The organism is Photobacterium lucens (genome assembly GCF_009873615.1).
Lineage (GTDB): Bacteria > Pseudomonadota > Gammaproteobacteria > Enterobacterales > Vibrionaceae > Photobacterium > Photobacterium lucens.
Map to the genome: position 1 here is coordinate 1 of NZ_SSMG01000375.1, position 22,575 is coordinate 22,575.

The window sequence follows — 22,575 nt, forward strand, 5'->3', positions numbered from 1 at the left end:
CTTCATATTCTATATATATGTTGTTCTCAATGACTAATGCGGTAATATTTATCGTGTCGGAAGGGAACGACATGGGATTTGGAACAGCTAAGGATTAGCTAGTCTCAGGATGAGAAATAGATAGCGGAGCTATCTAACAAGGATTGTGCAGGAACACTACAGGATGTGGCGCAGTAAATTAGGATATTTACTAGTCTGGATGACACGGACACTTTAGGAACGAAGTTTAGGGATAGCGCTCTAGGATGGAGTAAGTGGAACACTCTAGGATAGAGTAGGGAATACCTTCATTGATGAAGTCAGGAACAACTTTAGGATGAAGTAGGGACACCTCCAGGAACGGGAGAGAGAGTCAGTATCGGATATATTGACGGGTCAAGGAACTACCGAAGAGCAACTCTTGGATGGAGTTTGGGGTTACACTGGGGACTTAAGTATATCAAGGATTGATAGCAGGGAGCACCATAGTAGCGGGAAATGCTACATGTAAAGCCATAGGGCGCAACAGATGTTGCGCCCGTTCTTTTTGTGGCTAAGAATTAATACTCTTCACCTTCAGGCAACCGATGCGGTGGAATAAAGAAGTGACTTGCTCGTAGGCGCTTCATTTCTAAATAGCCCTGATAAGCATCATGCCCATCAGCAGAAAATTCAAAGATAAATACTGTCCGCCAACCCCATTCACCATGGTGATCTTTAAGCTTGTGTTTACCTCTAGCAAAACTTAGCAGCTGTAATCCCATATTTTTACAGCGTTGCTCAATAAAATATTGCGCTAGCTCGGTTTGTCGTCGCTGCTGCCAGAATAAAAAAGCAATGATTGCAACGAGCAGTATTCCTAATAAGTTTTCCATCGATTAATTCCCGTGAGTAGGCTCATTACTGCCCACGCGCATGTTGTTGTAATTTTTGAATTGCAGCGATCAATTCAGGCTCCGCTTGACCATGTAATACTTGCAGCATGATGCCACGTAGAGCAGGTAGCATAACAAGATCGGCAAACAGCTGATTAAACAGTGCTTGATCTTCTGTTTGTGCTAGGCGTAATAAGAATCTAGCCGCAATGTCGGTGTTTGATAATCCAGCCCAGCAACGACCAGCAATGGCAATTAAGACTTCACGATGACACAGTTCAGGCTTATCGAGAATATTCTTAAGTGCTTGATGTAACAGTGAGGTGTTACTGCCAGATAAAGCACGGATTAATGCTGATACCAGAAAAATGTCAGGATTGTCGCTATTGATTTCAGCGTCAAGGTGTTCATTAATACGCGCACTCAGTGTGTCTGGTAATGAGCAATGCTCTAAACAGCCCAATAAAGCGTAAAGTGGTGTCATCGGTAAATTCGTAATCGATTTACGGATATAAGTCGCATTATTTTCTTGCTTCATTCGCGCACAGATATCAGCGAGTCCTTGTAAGCCAACACCTTGCCATTGTTCCCAATCCAATTGACCTGATAAGTAATGCTGTGCATGCTCATAATATTGGCTGGCAGGTAAGTCTAACTGTTGACGAAGTTGAGCATGGAAAATAGCCATTTTGTCATCAGTTGGTTTAAAAGTATAAGGATTGGCTGCTAGTTTTTCTTGCTCTTCTTCTGTTGGCTCAGCATTGAGTGTCGCGCCCATAGCCTCAATCAAATACTTAATAAAATCACCCACAGCGGCTTGTTTTAATAAACCACGTTCGTCAAGCGGCAAACGTAAAAACCAAATCCATGGCGAGTGGTTTGGCTGCCAAAATGAAATGGCTAAGTGTGCGTGTTGCTGTAATGGCCATGGATAAGGCTGGCGATTGTCTTCTACCGCTTTAAATTGTGAAACGTCAATTTCGTTAACACGGCGGCCGAGATCAAAAATATTGTACTGACAGCCTGCATTATCAAGTAGTTGGGTTAGTGTATGAAATTTATCCATGGACATATCTGTGCTCCTCAATCAGAAATTCAGTATAACTTTTGCAACGGGGCAATCCTACCTATTCACGAAAGGATTTATCTTTATATCAACACATGGGATGAAGTGTTGTGAGAGTGGAATAAGGCACAAATGAACAAATCCTTGGGTGATGTGTTATCCGATGCTATTCTGCGCGGCTTTAGTTCAGGAGGAAAAATGGATAAGTATCATCATAGCCAGCGTCTACTTGATGAGTTAGAAGTGGTTTTACGCCAACATTGTCATTGGCAATTAACGCCTCCTGATCTTCAAGCATTGGCTAGTACAGAGCCTTTTGCAATAGATACACTTGATTGTCATCAATGGCTGCAATGGATTTTTATACCAAAATTTGGTCAGTTAATTGCGCTGCGATTACCTTTGCCTGAAAGGTTTGAAATTAGCCCTTATGTTGAAGAGGCCATGAAAGAGCAAGCAGGTGTTGAGGCGATTTTAGCGATCACTCGTCAGCTTGATTTACTATTTAAACAACACTGAGTACATGTAATGGAACTTGAAATTTTATACCGTGACGAATATTTAATTGCGGTAAATAAACCTGCGGGTATGTTAGTGCATCGCTCTTGGTTAGACAGCCATGAGACTGTTTTTGTGATGCAAACATTGCGTGATCAAATCGGCCAACACGTGTTCCCATTACATCGCCTTGATCGCCCGACTTCAGGTGTATTGTTGTTTGGTTTATCAAGTGAAATTGCAGCAGAAATGATGCCAATGTTCGCTGGTCGCGATATGCATAAAACCTATCATGCAGTGGTACGTGGTTGGATAAAAGAAGCAGCGGTGCTTGATTATCCACTCAAGGTTGAGCTTGATAAAATCGCCGATAAAAATGCATCGGAAGAGAAAGAAGCGCAGCCTGCCGTTACGGCGTATGAACCACTTGCTACAGTTGAGACTGACATTGCAGTAGGTCGCTACCCAACCAGTCGTTATTGCTTGGTCGAAATGAAACCAGAGACAGGGCGTAAGCATCAGTTACGTCGTCATATGCACCATTTAAGCCATCATATTATTGGTGATGTTAATCATGGTGATGGACGCCATAATCGTATGTTCCGTGAACATTATGATTGTCATCGTTTAATGCTACATGCATCAAGATTGCAGTTTGCTCACCCGATCACAGGTGAGCCGATTGATATTCGTGCTGATATCGATGAAACATGGCAACGTGTAATGTCGGCATTTAATTGGTCATCAGATCTATTAGTGCGAGACTAATCGCGCTTTCACAAGTTAAACCTCATTGGCTTGATTTTTAAGCCTATCATTGCCACAGTGGTAATAACGCAACAGTGGCAATGGAGGGCACAATGGCTCGGTTAGGTATTTTTATTGGATCTGTTTATGGTGGCGCAGAAGATCTTGCTGAAGAATTAGCCAGCAGCGCAACATCAGTTGATACTCAAGTGTATTTTGATCCGACACTCGATGATTTTCTTGATTACAAAAATGACACTGTATTGATCATTTCATCGACAACAGGGCAAGGTGAGATCCCTGAAAATCTACTGCCGCTGTATGTCGCATTACAAGATCAATTCCCATTGTTACCTGAGCAAGGTTTTGGTGTGATTGCTATGGGGGATTCGAGTTATGGAGAAGATCGTTTCTGTGGTGCTGGACGCCAATTTGATGCATTACTTTCAGAGCTAGGCGCTAAATCATTACAGCCAAGGTTAGATATTGATGCTGGTATACACTTTGAGCCGTTAGAAGTGGCGCAAGACTGGTTTGATCAATTTGTTACCCAACTTTAAAAAGAGAGCCTGCATTACGCAGGCTTTTTTGTTGGTAATCAATTGTTCGTTATGAAGATTAAATCAGGCATGTTTATTAATCGTTTTGATCAGTGACGCTTTTAATATCTCTTGCTGCTCTTCGGTTAGATGGCTACCTTGTTCATTTACTAAAATAAAGAAGTCTTCAGCCCGTTCACCAATGGTGGTAATTTTGGCGGCCTGTAAGCTAACGTTATGCTCGGCAAACACTGAGCCCACTTTAGCAAGTAAGCCTGGCATATCTAAGGCAACCAGCTCCATCATGGTCTTTTTACCGGTTTTGGTTGGTAGAAAACTGACTTCTGTTGGAACATTGAAATGCAATAGCTTACGAGGTGCTCGACGAATTTTTCGCTCTGATTTCATTGCCATGAGCGCTTTGGTTAATGCTCGACGGATCGTGGTATGGCGGTTTTCATTGATCGCTTTACCATTAGGATCAAGCACCATGAAAGTATCTAGGGTGTAACCGTCTTTACTGTTCATGATTTGGGCGTCATGGACACTTAAGTTTTTCTTATCAAGCTCTGACACCACAATAGCAAATAGTTTGGCCTTATCTTTGCTGTAGACGAAGACTTCTGTACCACCGCGCGTGGCCTTTTTGCTCAATAAAATGAGTGGTTTGTCATGATCGTGTTGCAATAGTGCTTCGGCATGCCAAGCCAATTGTTTATGGGTATGACGTAAGAAGTAATCGGCTTTAAAGCGTTGCCATAACACCTCAATTTCACGAGGTTGGAAACCTTTGCTACGTAAAATGGCTGACGCTAGTTGTTGATTGTGGCGAATGCGATCTCGTACATCTGGGGTGTTTTCTAGCCCTCGACGTAACGCTTTTTGAGTGGAGTAATACAGCTCCGCAAGCAAGGTACGTTTCCAGCTGTTCCATAAGTCTTGGTTAGTGGCGCAAATATCGGCAACGGTTAAACAAACAAGGTAATCTAGTCTCTCCTCATCGCGCACTTGCTTAGCAAATTCTGCAACTACTTCAGGATCGTAAATATCACGACGTTGTGCTGTGACAGACATCAGTAAGTGCTTTTTCACCAGCCATGACACGATGTTGGCTTCGGGGCGTGAAAGCCCGTGTTGAATACAAAACTCATAGGCATCTACTGCCCCAAGCTCTGAGTGATCACCTTTTCGACCTTTGGCAATATCATGGAAAATAGCGGCAAGGATTAATAGCTCTTTTTTGACAATACGGGGATAGACCTCACAGCAAATCGGATGGCGTTGTTTGTTTTCGGGATCAGCAAACTTATTGAGGTTTTTGATCACTCGAATACTGTGCTCATCCACGGTATAGACATGGAATAAGTCAAATTGCATCTGACCGACAATGTGACTCCATTGCGGTAAGTATGCAGATAAGACGCCATGACGATGCATTAATCGAAAGGCTTTTTGCAACGCATTCGGTTGGCGTACTAGTTCCATGAATTTTTCACGGGCAGCAGGAATATCAATGAGAAAACGATTTAAACGACGACGAGCAGTGCGCAATTGACGCAGTGTTGGCGCTGCAATACCTTCAATTTCGGAGTTTTTCGCTACATGTAGAAACATATCTAAAATGGTTTCTGGACGAGCCTGAAATAAAGCAGGTTTAGTCGCTTCAATTAAGTGTCCACGAATTTGGAAGTCTTCATCTAATACAACAGGCGCGACATCTCTTTTATTCGTGATAATTGCTTGATCAAACAGCTGAAGCAGCATTTTGTTAAGCTCAGCAACGCGGCGTAGCGTGCGATAGAACTCTTTCATCATCATTTCAACCGCTTGATTTCCTTCACCTTGGTAGCCAAGGTTTGCTGCGACTGATGCTTGATGATCAAAGGTTAAGCGGTTGTCATAACGACGCAGTTCAATATGTAAAGCAAAGCGGATCCGCCAGAGTTCATTTTGGCACTCAACGAGTTCTCGATATTCAGCATCAGTAAGAAAACCATGACGACTCATTTCAAATAAGCTGGTGGCACCAAAATGACGACGAGCAACCCAACTTAAGGTGTGAATATCACGAAGACCACCGGGACTCGATTTAATATCGGGCTCAAGATTATAAGTGGTGTCGTGATAGCGAGCGTGACGGACTTTCTGCTCTTCAAGTTTGGCTTGATAGAACACATGGCTAGGCCAAAATTTTTCTGAGGTTAAGACATCAGTAAGGTGTTCGAAGATGGCTTTGTTACCGCAAAGATAGCGGGCTTCGGTAAGGTTGGTTGCAACGGTTAAATCGTCTTTACCAATGTTAAAGCAATCATTTACGGTACGGACACTTTGTCCTACTTCTAAGCGTAGATCCCACAAAAGCGTAACAAATTCGCTGATTTTGGTACCGACAGCTTCCTCAATAGGGCTCTCACTTAGAATAAGAATATCAACATCAGATAAGGGGTGGAGTTCACTTCGACCATAACCGCCAACCGCGACTAACGCTAAATCTTCCTGTTGCGAAAACCCATAAAAATGCCATAAACGTTGGAGTAATTGATCGATATAGCGGCTACGTTCAGTGACGAGATCGGCAATAGGAACATGTTGGAAAAAACGTTGTTTTTGATGCTCTGCAAACGCTGTTAGTGCTTGGCGTAGTTTTTCTTGGGTAATGTCTTGATCTGCGTAGCTATCAAGTTGAAGAGAAAGAGTATCCGTCATTGCTGTCCATGCCATTGTTGAATCTTAGCTTTACTATAACCACAACCACATCGGAACAACATGTATAGATAGAAAAAAACCGACACAAATGGTCGGTTTTTATTATCTTGTTAACTGAGTAACCATTATGCGTTGTGCATAAGGCGAGGTAGTGATTCTTCTTTACGTAGTGTTAAGATCTCACAACCTTCTTTTGTTACTAGTAGCGTGTGTTCCCACTGAGCTGATTTCTTACCGTCTACAGTGTAAACAGTCCAGCCGTCTTGATCATCTGATTCACAGCCAAATTTACCTGCGTTGATCATTGGCTCAATCGTAAAACACATGCCTTCTTTCAATACAGTGCGATCGCTGTTTTTGTAGTGAACCACTTGTGGCTCTTCGTGGAATTCGTTACCAATACCGTGACCACAGTAGTCTTTAACGATAGAGAAACGGCTATTACCCGCTTTAATGAATTTTTGAATAGCAGTACCGATATCGCCAACACGTGCGCCTGGTTTTACTTTCTTGATCGCTAAGTACAGGCTTTCTTGTGCAACACGGCAAAGACGCTTGTCTTCAAGTGACACTTCACCCACTTCAAACATCTTAGAAGTATCACCGTGGTAACCATCTTTAATGACTGTGACGTCAATGTTGATGATGTCACCATCTTTAAGCACAGCAGGCTTGTTGAATTTACCATTAGCTTCAGGTACTTCTTCATCCGCTTTTGCTGGAATACCGTGACAAACAACGTGGTTGATTGAAGTACAGATTGATTTCGGGAAACCGTGGTAGTTTAGCGGTGCAGGGATCGCTTGTTGCTCTTTAGTGATGTAGTCATGACAAATACGATCAAGCTCTTCGGTAGTTACACCAGCTTTAACGTGGGGTTCGATCATTTCTAGCACTTCAGCAGCCAAACGGCCCGCTACGCGCATTTTTTCGATTTCTTCAGCCGTTTTGATCTTAATGCTCATATAATCGTCTCTATATCGGATGTTTTGCTATAACGCTATGTTACCAGTCGCTAGGGGAGAATGGAAAGATAAGATTAATTCTCATAACCAGATTTGACTGGATTTAGCGACTAAATATGTGGTATAAAGCGCGCCGTGATCAGTGATTTTGTTACTTTCATACTAAGTGTATTTTTGCTTTAGCACTAATATATAGGTACGAAGGTGCAACTTGATTGAGTCATACATACTTAATTTTATTATTCACACATATCGACACATCTGCCGGGGTGCTCGGTTATCTTCGAATTAGATAACGATAGCTCATTGCTGTCATCGGGTCGGTTTTAAGATGGGATATGTGGACGCCTAACCCCATAGAGGATTATTCAATGGCAACTGTATCAATGCGCGACATGCTTCAGGCTGGTGTACACTTCGGTCACCAAACTCGTTACTGGAACCCAAAAATGAAGCCATTCATTTTCGGCGCTCGTAACCGTGTACACATCATCAACCTAGAAAAAACTGTACCAATGTTCAACGAAGCACTAGCTGAAATTGAAAAAATTGCAGCTCGTAAAGGTAAAGTTCTTTTCGTTGGTACTAAGCGCGCAGCTAGCGAATCAATCAAAGAAGCAGCAGTAAGCTGTGACCAGTACTACGTAAACAACCGTTGGTTGGGTGGTATGCTGACTAACTGGAAAACTGTTCGTCAGTCAATCAAGCGTCTTAAAGATCTTGAAGCTCAATCTACTGATGGTACTTTCGAGAAGCTAACCAAGAAAGAAGCGCTAATGCGTACTCGTGAAATGGAAAAGCTTGAGAAATCACTAGGTGGTATCAAGAACATGGGCGGTCTACCAGACGCAATGTTCGTAGTTGGTGCTGATTGTGAGCACATCGCAATTAAAGAAGCTAACAACCTAGGTATCCCAGTATTTGCTGTTGTTGATACAAACGCAGATCCAGACGGTGTTGACTTCGTTATCCCAGGTAACGATGACGCAATCCGTGCGATCCAGCTTTACACTGGTGCTGTAGCTCAAACTGTTAAAGAAGCTCGCAACCAAGATATCGCTGTTCAAGCTGAAGAAGACGGTTTCGTAGCTGAAGCTTAATAAGTACTTGGTACTTTACAGAGCCTCTTAAGTTACCTTGTGTAAACTAAGAATGGTTACCAGGGGCCGCTAGAGGCCCCTGATTTTTACTCAAAGAATTAAATCTGAGGATTATGACAATGGCAACAGTTACAGCTGCCCTAGTTAAAGAACTGCGTGAGCGTACTGGCGCAGGCATGATGGAATGTAAAAAAGCGCTAGTAGAAGCTAACGCTGACATCGAGCTAGCAATCGAAAACATGCGTAAGAGCGGTGCTGCTAAAGCTGCTAAAAAAGCGGGTAACGTAGCTGCTGAAGGTACTATCATCATCAAGAACAACGAAACTACTGCAGCTCTTGTAGAAGTTAACTGTCAAACTGACTTCGTTGCTAAAGATGGTAACTTCCTTGCTTTCGCTAACGAAGTAGCTGACGCTGCTCTAGCTAGCAAAGCATCTGTTGAAGAGCTTCAAGCACAATTCGAAGAAGCACGTGTTGCTCTAGTTGCTAAGATCGGTGAGAACGTTTCTGTTCGCCGTGTTGCTTACATCGAAGGCGAGCAAATCGCTACTTACCGTCACGGTGAGCGTATCGGTGTTGTTGTTGCTGGTAACGGTAACGAAGAAACTCTTAAGCACGTTGCAATGCACGTTGCTGCATCTAAGCCAGAGTACGTTAACCCATCTGACGTACCAGCAGACGTAGTTGCTAAAGAGCGCGAAGTTCAAGTTGAAATCGCAATGAACGAAGGCAAGCCTAAAGAAATCGCTGAAAAGATGGTTGAAGGCCGCATGAAGAAGTTCACTGGCGAAGTTTCTCTAACTGGTCAAGCTTTCATCATGGAACCTAAGAAAACTGTAGGTGACGTGCTTAAAGAAGCTGGTGTTTCTGTTTCTGGTTTCGTTCGCCTAGAAGTTGGTGAAGGTATCGAGAAGCAAGAAGGCCTAAGCTTCGCTGAAGAAGTAGCATTGGCTCAAAAAGGTTAATCCTTTTTAGCGAATAGCTTATAGAAGACCGTAGCCATGGCTGCGGTCTTTTTACAACTCCATATCTCAAGTTAGCCTGGAAGGTAAAACACATGACCACAAATCCAAAACCAACTTATCAACGAATTTTGCTTAAGCTAAGTGGTGAAGCACTACAAGGCGAAGAAGGTTTCGGCATTGACGCACAAGTTCTTGACCGTATGGCTCAAGAGATCAAAGAACTCGTTGAATTAGGCGTACAAGTAGGCCTAGTTATTGGTGGCGGTAACTTATTCCGTGGTGCAGGCCTTGCAGAAGCAGGTATGAACCGAGTTGTGGGCGACCACATGGGTATGCTAGCAACTGTAATGAACGGCTTAGCAATGCGTGATTCTTTGCACCGTGCCTATGTGAACGCTCGAGTAATGTCAGCTATTCCTCTTAACGGTGTGTGTGATAACTACAACTGGGCTGATGCGATCAGCCAATTACGTCAAGGTCGTGTAGTTATTTTCTCTGCGGGTACGGGTAATCCTTTTTTCACAACAGATTCAGCTGCATGTCTACGTGGTATTGAAATTGAAGCTGATGTTGTACTGAAAGCAACCAAAGTGGACGGTGTTTATACAGATGATCCAGTTAAAAACCCAGATGCAACTCTTTGTGATAAGCTAAGCTACCAAGACGTGCTTGAAAAAGAATTAAAAGTAATGGATTTAGCGGCATTTACACTTGCTCGTGACCACAAGATGCCTATTCGCGTATTCAACATGAATAAGCCAGGCGCACTACGTCGTGTAGTAATGGGTGAGCAAGAAGGTACGCTAATCACTAGCGCTTAAGCACAGTGGACAACTGATTAACTAAAAAAGTAATAATAGCTTTTTTATTGTGACCGAATAATCAAGGGTATTTATCGTGATTAACGAAATCAAACAAGACGCGCAATCGCGCATGGAAAAAAGTGTTGAAGCACTGAAAAACCAACTAGTGAAAATCCGTACAGGTCGTGCACACCCAAGCCTACTTGATACTATTTCTGTTGAGTACTACGGTGCAAACACGCCGCTAAACCAAGTTGCTAACGTTGTTGCTGAAGATGCACGTACACTAGCAATCACAGTATTTGACCGTGAACTAGCGCCTAAAGTTGAAAAAGCTATCATGATGTCAGATCTTGGTTTAAACCCAATGTCTGCTGGTACTGTGATCCGTGTTCCACTACCACCGCTAACAGAAGAGCGTCGTCGCGATCTTGTTAAGATTGTACGTGCAGAAGCTGAGCAAGGTCGTGTTGCTGTACGTAACATCCGTCGTGATGCTAACGCGAACGTTAAAGCGCTACTAAAAGACAAAGAAATTTCTGAAGATGATGATCGTCGTGCACAAGACGAAATTCAGAAACTAACTGATGACGCTATCAAGAACATCGATGCTGTTCTAGAAGTGAAAGAAAAAGAGTTAATGGAAGTTTAAAACGTAACTAGTTTTAAATGATTAGGAGCGCTGTGCGTGCAGCACGGCGCTTTTTTTTGAGGGATAGAGATGGCAGAGCATTCAATCGAGGCTGGGCTTTCGGCAGATTGTCTTCCAAACCACATCGCAGTGATTATGGATGGTAATGGTCGTTGGGCAAAAGCCAAAGGCAAAGCTCGGGTGTTTGGTCACAAGGCTGGCGTAGAAGCCGTGCGAAAGACAGTCTCTACTGCAAATCGTCTTGGTATTAAAGCATTAACGCTCTTTGCTTTTAGTAGTGAAAACTGGCGTCGTCCAGAAGCTGAAGTTTCACTATTGATGGAGCTTTTCATGACCGTATTAAGTCGTGAAGTAAAAAGGCTACATAAAAATAATATTCGATTACGTATCATCGGTGATACGACGCGTTTTAGCGGACGCTTACAAGAAAAAATTGCCACGGCAGAAGCATTAACCGCAGATAATACAGGTATGGTGCTCAATGTTGCAGCCAACTATGGTGGTCAATGGGACATTCTTGAAGCGGCTAAACAGCTAGCACAGCGCGCCGTTGATAATGATCTTGATATCAGCGAACTCACAGAGCAGGATTTAGAATCCGGTCTTTCAACCTATGGGCTTCCTGATGTTGATCTGTTGATCCGTACCAGTGGCGAGTGCCGAATCAGCAACTTTATGCTGTGGCAAACCGCTTATGCTGAGTTGTATTTTACTGAGCAACACTGGCCTGATTTTGATGAAGCGAGTTTGATGAACGCAGTAGCGTGGTTTGTGACTCGTGAGCGCCGTTTTGGTTGTACAGGCGAACAGATACAAGCATTGTTAAAATAAAAGTTATTATTTTTCGCCAATGCGCAGAGATGTGCGTTGGCGTTATTATTTACAACAACTAGGGCTTTGAGCCTATACAATAATTATATAGAGGACGCAGTTTGCTAAAGCAACGAATAATTACCGCATTAATCCTCGCACCACTTGTCATTGCGGGTATTTTCTTCTTACCATTTCCTGCCTTTGTTGCTGCGATTGCAGCTGTAACCCTTGTTGGTTTTTGGGAATGGACTCAATTTGTTAATGCATCATCTCGTATTAGTGCGATGGTTCTACCTGTGATTGCATTGGGTGCAAGCCTAGTGTTATTACCAGTAGATGCAACATCACTATCAGCATTAAGTGGTGGTCTACATAGCGTATTACTGATCGGTGGCATTTGGTGGTTAATTGCTTCTTTCTTAGCGATAACCTATCCCAAAACCGATAAGTTATGGGCATCTAATTCTTTTGTAAAACAACTTTTCGGCCTACTAACATTACTGCCATTTTTTTGGAGTATTTTAATGTTACGTGCAGTGGATTACAGCAATGATCCTTATCATGGTGCTAAGCTAGTTTTGCTGGTGTGTTTCCTTGTTTGGTCAGCAGATACTGGTGCGTATTTCTCTGGCAAACGCTTTGGTAAACACAAAATGGCGCCAGCAGTTAGCCCTAATAAAACGATCGAAGGCTTAATTGGTGGTGTGGTGTTAGCGGTTATCATTACTTGGATTGGCGCGAATTTACTGGCGATTCCATTTGTATCGATTTCAAGCTTGTTATTGATTGCTATTATTACTGTAGTGATTTCAGTGTTAGGCGATTTGGTTGAAAGCATGTTTAAACGTGCTTCTGGCGTGAAAGACAGTGGTAATATTTTACCAGGTCATGGCGGTATTTTAGATCGTATTGATAGCCTAACCGCAGCAATACCCGTTTTTGCATTACTCTATCTCTGGTTAATGTAAGCCATCTCTTTTTTAAGGCAGCCATTACGCTGCCTTTTTTGTAAATGTAAGTGAATTTATGCGTAAGTTAACGATCCTTGGTGCCACAGGCTCGATTGGTAGTAGTACTTTAAATGTTATTGCAAATAACCCTGAATTATTTGAAGTAACGGCGTTAGCAGCAGGTTCAAATGTCGATAAGATGTTTGAACTTTGTCAGTTATGGAAGCCACAATATGCAGCGATGTTTGATGTTGATGCTGCAAAATTACTTGAACAAAAACTACAACAGCACGGGTTAGATGTTCGTGTTCTGTCTGGCGAACAGGGTGTTTGTGATGTAGCAGCATTAGAGTGCGTTGATACTGTGATGGCTGCTATTGTTGGCGCGGCGGGTTTATTACCTACGATGGCTGCGGTGAAAAAAGGTAAGCGTATTTTGCTTGCTAATAAAGAAGCGCTGGTGATGACAGGTCAAATGTTCATTGATGCATGTGAAAAGCACGGCGCTGAACTGTTACCTGTTGATAGTGAGCATAATGCGATTTTCCAATCGCTACCCGCTGAGATCCAACAGCGTATGGGACGTTGTGATTTATCCGCATCGGGTGTGAGTAAAGTGTTGCTCACAGGCTCAGGTGGTCCGTTTAGATATACTGATATTAGTGAGCTTGATGATGTAACGCCGGCAATGGCGATAGCGCATCCGAACTGGTCTATGGGACCTAAAATCTCTGTGGATTCAGCCACAATGATGAATAAAGGTCTAGAGTATATTGAGGCGCGCTGGTTATTTAATGCTAGCCGTGAGCAAATGGATGTGATTATTCATCCTCAATCAGTGATCCATTCGATGGTGCAGTATAAAGATGGCTCAGTGATCGCTCAGATGGGATTGCCGGACATGTGTACGCCGATTGCTTGTGCGATGGCTTATCCTGAGCGTGTAGAGGCAGGTGTTGCGCCACTAGATTTTAGTCAAGTCGGTGAGTTTACATTTTTGAAGCCGGATTTTGACCGTTACCCGTGTTTGAAGCTAGCCATTGATGCCTGTTATCAAGGTCAAGCAGCAACAACAACATTGAATGCTGCGAACGAAATTGCTGTCGCTGCGTTTTTATCCGGTCAAATTCGTTTTACTGATATTGCTAAAGTGAACAAAAAAGTGCTAGAAATAGCCGAGCTTGTGGAACCTCAAGATATTGAAGAGGTAATGGAAATAGATAAACAAGCTCGTCAACTGGCTTCCGATATCATCATCAAGGAATTTGCATGATTGAATTTATCCGCAATTTAAGTGCTTTTTTAGTTGCTCTTGGGATCTTAATCGCAGTTCATGAATTTGGACATTTTTGGGTTGCACGTCGTTGTGGTGTGTATGTAGAACGATTTTCTATTGGTTTTGGTAAGTCGTTATGGCGCCGAGTTGGTAAGGATGGTACCGAATATACCCTTGCGATTATCCCATTAGGTGGATATGTAAAAATGCTTGATGAGCGGGTGGAAGAAGTACCTGCTGAAAAGCGTCATATGGCGTTTAATAATAAAAAGCTTTGGCAGCGAAGTGCGATTGTTGCGGCAGGTCCGCTAGCTAACTTCTTGTTTGCGATTTTTGCCTATTGGGTAGTTTATCTTATTGGGGTTCCTGCTCTTAAACCTGTTATTGGTGAAGTTGCGCCACAATCGATCGCGGCGCAAGCAGGAATCACACCTGGAATGGAACTTAAATCAGTTTCAGGAATCGAAACTTCTGATTGGGAATCTGCCAATATGGCAATGGTTTCTCATATCGGTGATAAAACAATGCAGATCACAGCAACCGAGCCTAATAGCAATGTTGTTGTTACTCGCACTTTAGATTTATCACATTGGTCTTATGATCCTGAGTCACAGCAAGTGCTAAATACCTTAGGTATTATGCCTTATCGACCTGCAATTACGTTAAATGTCGCGCAATTGGTGGATAATAGTGCTGCAGTAGATGCAGGATTTAAATTAAATGATAAGATTGTAGCAATTGATGAAAAACCTGTAACTGAGTGGCAGCAGTTTGTTGATGCCGTGCGTACGCACCCAGAACAACAATTATCTGTTGAAGTCTTACGTGATGGGCAACCAGTGGTGTTATCACTTGTACCTCATAGTAAGGTTGAGCCTGACGGTAGTAAAATTGGTTATGTCGGTTTAGCGCCATCTATTGAACCATGGCCTGAGTCGTACAAAATTAATTTACAGTTTGGTCCACTTGAAGCAGTAGTGAAGGCTACTGAAAAGACAAAACAGCTAGTAACCTTAACATTCGATATGGTAACGAAGTTGTTTACAGGTGATGTTGCAATAAAAAACCTAAGCGGGCCTATTTCCATTGCGAAAGGGGCGGGGATGACTGCCGATTTTGGTTTAGTGTATTTTCTCGGCTTTTTGGCATTGATTAGTGTCAATTTAGGTATAGTTAATTTGTTACCGCTACCAGTGTTAGATGGAGGGCATTTAATGTTCTTCGCTATCGAAGCGGTGACTCGTCGTCCTGTCTCAGAACGAATTCAGGATATTGGCTATAGAGTGGGATCAGCCATTTTGGTTGCGTTAATGGCCGTTGCGCTATTCAATGATTTTACCCGTCTTTAATAATGCGTTTTTAGCAAGGAATAATCAGAACAGTAATGGCGATTAAAAAACTGTTGGTCGCATCGCTGCTTTTAACCAGTAGCGTTGCGCATAGTGCGGAAGATAATTTTGTAGTTGATAACATTCGTTTTGAAGGGCTTCAGCGTGTCACGTTAGGTGCTGCATTGTTAAAGATGCCAGTTCGCGTTGGAGATACTGTTAATCAACAGGATATTTCAGAACTAATTAAATCACTTTATGCTTCTGGCAACTTCGAAGATATTAAAGTTTACCGCGACGGTAATACACTTCAGATAGATGTGACTGAGCGTCCTACTATTGCCAATATCACTTTCGCTGGTAATAAAGCGATCAAAGCTGAACAGCTTAAAGAAAACTTGGAAGCGTCAGGCTTACGAGTAGGCGAAGCTTTAGATCGTACAACGCTACGAAAGATTGAAAAAGGGCTTGAGGATTTCTACTACAGTGTTGGTAAATACAACGCGACAGTAGAAGCGGTAGTGACACCTCTACCTCGTAATCGTGCTGATGTTAAATTTGTTTTCACTGAAGGTGTGTCTGCAAAAATTAAGCAGATTAACATTTTAGGTAACCATGTTTTCAGTGATGATGAATTACGCAGTAAGTTCACACTTAAGGACGATGTGCCTTGGTGGAACTTTATGGCGAATGAAAAGTATCAAAAGCAGGTGTTACAAGGCGATTTAGAAGCGCTACGTTCTCAATACCTAAATAATGGTTACTTAAAGTACCGTTTAGAAGAAACACAAGTCTCGATCTCGCCAGACAAAAAAGGTGTATACATCACCCTTAAGATCCATGAAGGTCATCAGTACAAAGTTAAAAATGTACAGTTCCGTGGTGATGTAGAAGGTCGTGTTGCAGAGTTTGATAAGTTAGTAACGTTTAAACCAAACTCGGTTTATAACGGTGCGGAAGTTACTGCGCTAGAAGAAGCGATTAAGCGTGATCTAGGTGAAGCGGGTTATGCCTACCCTAAAGTAACGACTTACCCTGAGTTTGACGATAAGAACAATGAAGTATCTTTGATTGTTAACGTTGAACAAGGTAAGCGTATTTACGTACGTAATATTGAATTCCGTGGTAACACCAATACGAAAGATGAAGTATTACGTCGTGAAATGCGTCAGATGGAAGGTACTTGGTTAAACGCAAAAGCGATTGAAACAGGTAAAACGCGTCTGAACCGTACTGGTTTCTTTGAAAATGTTGATGTACAGACTGTACGAGTACCAGGTTCAGATGATCAGGTAGATATCAAATACAACGTAAAAGAAGCAAACTCAGGTAGTGTTAACTTTGGTGTTGGTTACGGTACTGAATCAGGTATTAGTTTCCAAGCCGGCCTTACTCAAGATAACTTCTTAGGTACAGGTAACCGTTTTGGTATCAATGCACAAACTAATGATTACTCTAAGAACATTAGCCTAGAGTACAACGACCCATACTTCACGATTAATAACGTGAGCTTAGGTGGTCGCGTTTACTACAACGAGTTTGAAGCCTCTGATGCGAATATCTCGGACTACACTAACCAAAGCTATGGTACGAGCTTAACCTGGGGCTTCCCATACAATGAGCTAAACTACTTCAACTTTAGCTTAGGTTACGATCATAACAAGATCTCTAATACGCAAGATTATTATCAAATCCAGCAATTTAAGAAGATCCATGGTTTTGATCTAGATAGTGACAGTGCGATTGAATTGGATGATTTCAGCTGGACATTTGGCTGGACACGTAACAATTTGAACCGTGGTTACTTCCCGACATCAGGTAACCGTCAAGATTTCTCATTTAAGATGACAATCCCAGGTTCTGATTCACAGTACTTTAAAGCGAACTATAACGTGCGCCAGTACATTCCATTAACGGAAAAACAAGATTACACCTTATTACTACGTGGTCGTTTAGGTTACGGTAACGGTTATGGTAAGACGGATAACGGTAGTGATCAGCTAATGCCATTCTACGAAAACTTCTATGCCGGTGGTTTTAGTACGATCCGTGGTTTCCGTTCAAATACAGTAGGTCCAAAAGCTGTGTTTGTTGGTGGTTGTGGTGTTAATGGACAAGGTAACAACAACTGTGCGACAGGTACAGATGATGCTGCTGGTGGTAACGCAATTGCTCTTGCGAGTATGGAACTTATTGTTCCGACTCCATTAGTATCAGATGAGCTTAAGAATCAAATTCGCACCAGTTTCTTTGTTGATGCAGGTTCTGTTTGGGATACCGAATATAACTTGAACTATAAGAGTAGCGATGGTCAAAAACTGGAAGACTATTCTAAACCAGATATGATCCGTGCGTCTTACGGTGCAGCATTACAGTGGATGTCGCCAATGGGTCCACTTGTATTCTCGGTAGCTAAGCCTATCAAGAAATATGAAGGGGATGATGAGGAATTCTTCACATTCACCATTGGTCAGACATTCTAATTTTTGAGGAGAGAACTTTTGAAACAATGGATTAAAGCAGCAAGTCTTGGCTTGGTAATTCTATCTTCGTCAATGTACGCTAATGCAGCTGAAGCTGCACAAAAAATTGGTTACGTATCTACCGGTCAGGCAATGTCTGAGTTAGCTCAGCGTTACAAGGTTCAAGATAAGTTGAAGAAAGAATTTAGTGGTCGTGTAGCGGCACTACGTTCAATCGAAACAAAGATGAAGAGCAAAATCGACAAGATGAAGCGTGATGGTGAGCTAATGAGCTCAGATCAACGTCAAAAGCTTCAACGTGAACTTGCTCAACTTGATTCTGATTACAAGCTAAAAGCACAAGCACTAGCAGAAGATCAACGTCGCCGTGGTATGGAAGAAGAGCAAAAGCTTGTTAAGAAAATCCGTACTGCAATCGACTCTGTAGCGAAGAAGAATGGCTACGATGTTGTACTTGATGCACAAGCAGTTTTATTCGCAAATAAGAAAGATGATCTTTCTTCTAAAGTGATTGCTGCGGTAAAATAATCAGTAACACAAAGCAATAATGACCGATATATTGGCATTTCACCCAATATATCGGTGGTTATGGTATCAAACAGCCACTTTTGTGGCTGTTGTTACAATAGGTATAAGGTAAATATGGCTGCAATCACTCTTGCTAAACTAGCTGAAAAATTAGGTGCGGAACTTCGTGGCGATGGTTCTGTGGAAATTCATTCTATTGCTGGAATGGGCAAGGCAGTGGAAGGTCAAATAACGTTCCTTTCTGATAGCAAATACCGCAAGCAACTTGCTGAATGTAAGGCTGATGCAGTAATGCTACGAGAAGCGGATGTAGAGTTCTTCCAAGGTAATGCATTAGTCGTTAAGGACCCTTACTTAAGCTATGCATTAGTTGCACAGTTACTCGATACAACACCGGCTGCAGCTTCTGATATTGCCGCTTCTGCGTTTGTTGATCCTACTGCTGAACTTGGTGACAATGTAGCGATTGGCCACAATGCAGTGATTGAAGCAGGTGTTAAGCTTGGCAATAACGTACAAGTGGGCGCAGGTTGTTTTATTGGCAAAAATGCAGTGATTGGTGATAACACTAAGCTTTGGGCTAATGTAACTATCTACCACAACGTTGAGCTAGGTAGTGATTGTTTAGTGCAATCAAGCACTGTTATTGGCGCTGATGGTTTTGGCTACGCTAATGATAAAGGCGAGTGGGTTAAAATTCCTCAGCTTGGCTCGGTTCGTATTGGTAACCGTGTTGAAATTGGTTCATGTACTACAATTGACCGTGGCGCACTTGATGACACCATTATCGAGGATAACGTTATCATTGATAACCAAATGCAAATCGCCCATAACGTGCAGATCGGATATGGTACAGCGATGGCGGGTGGTACAATTGTCGCAGGTAGTACCAAAATTGGTAAATACTGCATCATTGGCGGTGCGTCGGTATTAAATGGCCATATTGAAATTGCTGATGGTGTGACTATCACTGGTATGGGCATGGTAATGCGTAGTATTGAAGAAAAAGGTATGTATTCTTCAGGCATCCCATTACAAACCAATCGCGAGTGGCGTAAGACTGCAACGCGTGTTCATCGTATTGACGAAATGAATAAGCGTCTAAAGGCTGTTGAGAAAGAATTAGCAGCAAAAGATAAGTAAGTTTTACCTAATAAGTTAACGCGCCTACCTTTGTGTAGGCCGTTTTGCATTGATATTGAATATTATTTTATTCTCATTAAGACAGGAATTTAGTTTTGACCAGCGAAAATAAGACGCTAAACATCACAGAAATTCAGGAACTGCTTCCTCACCGTTACCCATTCCTAATGATTGATCGTGTGATCAACTATGATGAAGGTAAGACGTTAACAGCTATTAAAAATGTTTCTGTCAATGAGCCTCAATTTACTGGTCATTTCCCTAATATGCCGGTATTTCCAGGCGTCATGATCCTAGAAGCAATGGCACAAGCAACAGGTTTACTAGCATTTAAAACCTTTGGTGCGCCAGCCGAGAATGAACTGTATTACTTTGCAAGTATCGATAAAGCGAAATTCCGTAAACCAGTAGGTCCTGGTGATCAACTTGTACTAGAAGTTGAATTTCTAAAAGAGCGTCGTGGTATTGCTATGTTTAACGGCGTAGCGAAAGTTGACGGCGAAGTAGTGTGTTCTGCTGAACTTAAATGTGCACGACGAGTATTCTCATGATCCATGAAACCGCACAAATTCACCCGTCAGCAGTCATTGAAGACGGGGTAAAGATTGGCGCTAACGTGAAAGTTGGCCCATTCACTTATATTGCCACTGATGTTGAAATCGGTGAAGGTACTGAAGTGATGTCACATGTTGTGATCAAAGGTCCAACTGTGATCGGTAAAGATAACCGTATCTTCCCATTCGCAGTTATCGGTGAAGAGTGCCAAGATAAGAAATACCAAGGTGAAGCGACTCGTCTTGTGATTGGCGATCGCAACGTGATCCGTGAAAGCGTACAAATGCACCGTGGTACGGTACAAGACAAAGGTGTGACTATTGTCGGTAGTGATAACCTTTTCTGTGTTAACGTCCATATCGCTCATGACTGTGTTGTTGGCGATAACATTATTATGGGTAACAACGCGACATTAGCCGGTCACGTTACCGTTGAAGATTACGCAATTATTTCTGCACTGTCGCCAGTACACCAATTCTGTACTGTAGGCGCACATAGCTTTATCGGTGGTGGCTCTATCGTTGTTCAAGACGTACCACCATTTGTGATGGCACAAGGTAACCACGCAAAACCATTCGGTATCAATATCGAAGGCTTAAAGCGTCGTGGTTTTGAAAAGCCTGAGCTACATGCTATTCGTCGTGCTTACAAAGAAATTTACCGCTCTGGTAAAACACTAGCAGAAGTGAAGCCTGTACTTGAGGAAATGAGTCAAGATTTCCCATCAATTGGTTTATTCTTGAAGCTATTTGAAAACTCGACACGCGGTATTATTCGCTAATGACGAAGCCACTTCGAATAGGAATTGTCGCCGGGGAAATCTCCGGCGATATTTTAGGTGCCGGTTTTATTAAAGCGGTTAAAGCGCAATACCCAGACGCAGAGTTTGTTGGTGTTGCGGGGCCTCGTATGCAAGCTGAAGGTTGTGAAGCCTTGTTTGATATGGAAGAGCTTGCCGTGATGGGCATTATTGAAGTATTAGGTCGCTTACCTCGATTATTTAAGGTCAAAGCAGAGCTAGTTAAATACTTTAGCGATAATCCGCCAGATGTGTTTATCGGTATCGATGCCCCTGATTTTAACTTACGCTTAGAAAAAGATTTAAAAGATCGCGGTATTAAAACCGTTCATTACGTCAGTCCATCAGTATGGGCATGGCGTCAAAAGCGCATTTTTAAAATCGAAGCTGCGACCAATCTTGTACTTGCATTCTTACCGTTTGAAAAAGCGTTTTACGATAAGTTTAATGTTCCTTGTGAGTTTGTCGGCCACACTATGGCAGATGCAATCCCATTGCAAACTGATCAAGCTGCAGCACAAGCGTTATTAGGGTTAGATTCTGATAAACACTGGCTGGCGGTATTACCGGGCAGCCGTGGCAGTGAGATGGAAATGCTTGCCCCACCGTTTATTGAAACGTGCAAACAGCTTAAAGTTAAGCATCCAGAGTTAGGCTTTGTCGTGGCGCTTGTTAATCAAAAACGTCGTACTCAATTTGAACAAGCGTGGCAACAGACAGCACCAGAGCTTGATTTCGTGCTGGTGGATGATACAGCTCGTAACGTGATGATTGCCTCAGATGCAGTGTTACTTGCATCGGGGACTGTGGCGCTCGAGTGCATGTTGGTTAAACGTCCTATGGTGGTGGGCTATAAAGTCAAACCATTAACGGCGTGGCTAGCGAAGAAAATGCTTAAAACCAAGTATGTATCGTTGCCGAATATCTTAGCAGACGAAGAGCTAGTCACAGAGCTGCTGCAAGAAGATTGCACGCCAGAGAAGCTTTATCACGAAGTTGATAAGATCCTCTACGGTGATACATCAGCGTTGATGGCAAAATTTGAACAAATGCATAAAACCATTCGTTGTAATGCTGATAAGCAAGCAGCGAATGCAGTATTAGCTTTAATTGATAGAGCGTAATATGGCCGAGAAAAAAAAATTTGAACCGTTTGTTTACCCTCAAGCTAATTGTATTGCAGGGGTAGATGAAGTCGGTCGTGGTCCGTTAGTGGGGGCAGTTGTAACAGCTGCGGTAATTTTAGATCCGAATAACCCTATAGAAGGCTTAACGGATTCTAAAAAACTGACCGAGAAAAAACGCAATCTGCTGTTTGATGAAATCAAAGAAAAAGCCTTGTCTTGGTCATTAGGTCGTTGTGAAGCTGATGAAATTGACGAGCTGAATATCTTGCAAGCAACCATGGTGGCGATGCAGCGTGCGGTTGCTGGATTACACATACAGCCTGATTTTGTGTTGATTGATGGTAACAAAGTCCCTGAATTACCAATGGCAGCCCAAGCTGTGGTGAAAGGGGATTTACGTGTTGCTGAGATCAGTGCTGCATCCATTATTGCCAAAGTAACGCGCGATCGTGAGATGGAAGCATTAGATGCTGAATATCCGCAATATGGTTTTGCTAAACATAAAGGCTACCCAACTAAAGCGCACTTTGAAGCGTTAGAGCAACATGGTGCGATTGATCAGCACCGTAAAAGCTTTAAGCCTGTTAAACGTATTCTTGGTTTAGATTAATCCGCTCACCAGAATGACAATATCGATGGCATAGCATTCAGCTGTGCCATTTTTTTATTGCCTCAATA

General features: G+C 42.5%; 22 protein-coding genes. 18 read left to right on the forward strand and 4 right to left on the reverse strand.

Annotation, left to right across the window (positions count from 1 at the left end; all coding sequences use genetic code 11):
* Positions 1-539: 539 nt before the first annotated feature.
* Together E5A76_RS15510 and E5A76_RS15515 are read right to left on the reverse strand one after the other, a co-directional pair.
* The gene (locus E5A76_RS15510; protein ID WP_008986221.1) at positions 540-854 is read right to left on the reverse strand and encodes a DUF3301 domain-containing protein; all 315 of its coding nucleotides are present in this window, start codon (positions 852-854) and stop codon (positions 540-542) included.
* Positions 855-879: 25 nt separating this feature from the next.
* Positions 880-1,920 carry a DUF3549 family protein gene (locus E5A76_RS15515; protein WP_187695659.1) on the reverse strand — a complete coding sequence of 347 codons (1,041 nt, stop codon included), beginning with the start codon at positions 1,918-1,920 and terminating at the stop codon, positions 880-882.
* 198 nt (positions 1,921-2,118) lie between these two features.
* Here E5A76_RS15515 and E5A76_RS15520 point away from each other — a divergent pair, with 198 nt between their 5' ends.
* The 3 genes from E5A76_RS15520 (at position 2,119) to E5A76_RS15530 (ending at position 3,725) form a co-directional block, all read left to right on the forward strand.
* Complete coding sequence (locus tag E5A76_RS15520; protein ID WP_161119476.1) at positions 2,119-2,439, forward strand: YqcC family protein; 321 nt, start codon at positions 2,119-2,121, stop codon at positions 2,437-2,439.
* 9 nt (positions 2,440-2,448) lie between these two features.
* Complete coding sequence (gene truC / locus E5A76_RS15525) at positions 2,449-3,186, forward strand: tRNA pseudouridine(65) synthase TruC (protein WP_161119469.1); 738 nt, start codon at positions 2,449-2,451, stop codon at positions 3,184-3,186.
* Positions 3,187-3,278: 92 nt separating this feature from the next.
* Positions 3,279-3,725 carry a flavodoxin gene (locus E5A76_RS15530; RefSeq protein ID WP_161119470.1) on the forward strand — a complete coding sequence of 149 codons (447 nt, stop codon included), beginning with the start codon at positions 3,279-3,281 and terminating at the stop codon, positions 3,723-3,725.
* Between the two features lie 63 nt (positions 3,726-3,788).
* Here E5A76_RS15530 and glnD read toward each other — a convergent pair whose 3' ends face one another.
* Positions 3,789-6,410, reverse strand: coding sequence for a bifunctional uridylyltransferase/uridylyl-removing protein GlnD (gene glnD, locus E5A76_RS15535; protein ID WP_161119477.1), 2,622 nt, complete (start codon positions 6,408-6,410; stop codon positions 3,789-3,791).
* A gap of 125 nt (positions 6,411-6,535) precedes the next feature.
* Positions 6,536-7,375 carry a type I methionyl aminopeptidase gene (gene map / locus E5A76_RS15540; protein ID WP_053989492.1) on the reverse strand — a complete coding sequence of 280 codons (840 nt, stop codon included), beginning with the start codon at positions 7,373-7,375 and terminating at the stop codon, positions 6,536-6,538.
* A gap of 371 nt (positions 7,376-7,746) precedes the next feature.
* Here map and rpsB point away from each other — a divergent pair, with 371 nt between their 5' ends.
* From rpsB to rnhB, 15 genes are all read left to right on the forward strand, one after another.
* A complete protein-coding gene (gene rpsB, locus E5A76_RS15545; protein WP_008986228.1) occupies positions 7,747-8,475 on the forward strand; it encodes a 30S ribosomal protein S2 in 729 nt (242 codons plus the stop codon).
* 119 nt (positions 8,476-8,594) lie between these two features.
* Positions 8,595-9,440, forward strand: a complete 846-nt coding sequence (gene tsf, locus E5A76_RS15550) for a translation elongation factor Ts (protein ID WP_107167205.1) — start codon at positions 8,595-8,597, stop codon at positions 9,438-9,440.
* Between the two features lie 92 nt (positions 9,441-9,532).
* Positions 9,533-10,261 carry a UMP kinase gene (gene pyrH / locus E5A76_RS15555; RefSeq protein ID WP_008986230.1) on the forward strand — a complete coding sequence of 243 codons (729 nt, stop codon included), beginning with the start codon at positions 9,533-9,535 and terminating at the stop codon, positions 10,259-10,261.
* A gap of 76 nt (positions 10,262-10,337) precedes the next feature.
* On the forward strand, positions 10,338-10,895 hold the full coding sequence (gene frr / locus E5A76_RS15560) for a ribosome recycling factor (RefSeq protein ID WP_008986231.1): 558 nt from the start codon (positions 10,338-10,340) through the stop codon (positions 10,893-10,895).
* A gap of 69 nt (positions 10,896-10,964) precedes the next feature.
* Positions 10,965-11,726 (forward strand): isoprenyl transferase, encoded by a 762-nt coding sequence (locus E5A76_RS15565; RefSeq protein ID WP_053989490.1) that lies wholly within the window; start codon positions 10,965-10,967, stop codon positions 11,724-11,726.
* A gap of 101 nt (positions 11,727-11,827) precedes the next feature.
* Positions 11,828-12,676, forward strand: coding sequence for a phosphatidate cytidylyltransferase (locus E5A76_RS15570; protein WP_045065461.1), 849 nt, complete (start codon positions 11,828-11,830; stop codon positions 12,674-12,676).
* Between the two features lie 58 nt (positions 12,677-12,734).
* Positions 12,735-13,931 carry a 1-deoxy-D-xylulose-5-phosphate reductoisomerase gene (gene ispC, locus E5A76_RS15575; protein ID WP_161119471.1) on the forward strand — a complete coding sequence of 399 codons (1,197 nt, stop codon included), beginning with the start codon at positions 12,735-12,737 and terminating at the stop codon, positions 13,929-13,931.
* Entirely contained in the window at positions 13,928-15,283 is a 1,356-nt protein-coding gene (rseP, locus tag E5A76_RS15580) for a sigma E protease regulator RseP (protein ID WP_053989487.1), read from the forward strand. Before ispC ends, rseP begins: the two co-directional genes overlap by 4 nt.
* Positions 15,284-15,318: 35 nt before the next feature.
* Positions 15,319-17,745, forward strand: a complete 2,427-nt coding sequence (gene bamA / locus E5A76_RS15585; protein WP_053989486.1) for an outer membrane protein assembly factor BamA — start codon at positions 15,319-15,321, stop codon at positions 17,743-17,745.
* A gap of 18 nt (positions 17,746-17,763) precedes the next feature.
* Entirely contained in the window at positions 17,764-18,273 is a 510-nt protein-coding gene (locus E5A76_RS15590) for an OmpH family outer membrane protein (protein ID WP_008986237.1), read from the forward strand.
* 114 nt (positions 18,274-18,387) lie between these two features.
* Positions 18,388-19,416, forward strand: a complete 1,029-nt coding sequence (gene lpxD, locus E5A76_RS15595) for a UDP-3-O-(3-hydroxymyristoyl)glucosamine N-acyltransferase (protein ID WP_053989485.1) — start codon at positions 18,388-18,390, stop codon at positions 19,414-19,416.
* 95 nt (positions 19,417-19,511) lie between these two features.
* Positions 19,512-19,967, forward strand: coding sequence for a 3-hydroxyacyl-ACP dehydratase FabZ (fabZ, locus tag E5A76_RS15600; protein ID WP_008986239.1), 456 nt, complete (start codon positions 19,512-19,514; stop codon positions 19,965-19,967).
* Positions 19,964-20,752 carry an acyl-ACP--UDP-N-acetylglucosamine O-acyltransferase gene (gene lpxA, locus E5A76_RS15605; RefSeq protein WP_008986240.1) on the forward strand — a complete coding sequence of 263 codons (789 nt, stop codon included), beginning with the start codon at positions 19,964-19,966 and terminating at the stop codon, positions 20,750-20,752. The genes fabZ and lpxA overlap by 4 nt, the downstream gene beginning before the upstream one ends.
* Positions 20,752-21,894 carry a lipid-A-disaccharide synthase gene (gene lpxB / locus E5A76_RS15610; RefSeq protein ID WP_161119472.1) on the forward strand — a complete coding sequence of 381 codons (1,143 nt, stop codon included), beginning with the start codon at positions 20,752-20,754 and terminating at the stop codon, positions 21,892-21,894. The genes lpxA and lpxB overlap by 1 nt, the downstream gene beginning before the upstream one ends.
* A gap of 1 nt (position 21,895) precedes the next feature.
* Entirely contained in the window at positions 21,896-22,507 is a 612-nt protein-coding gene (gene rnhB / locus E5A76_RS15615) for a ribonuclease HII (protein ID WP_161119473.1), read from the forward strand.
* Positions 22,508-22,575: the final 68 nt, after the last annotated feature.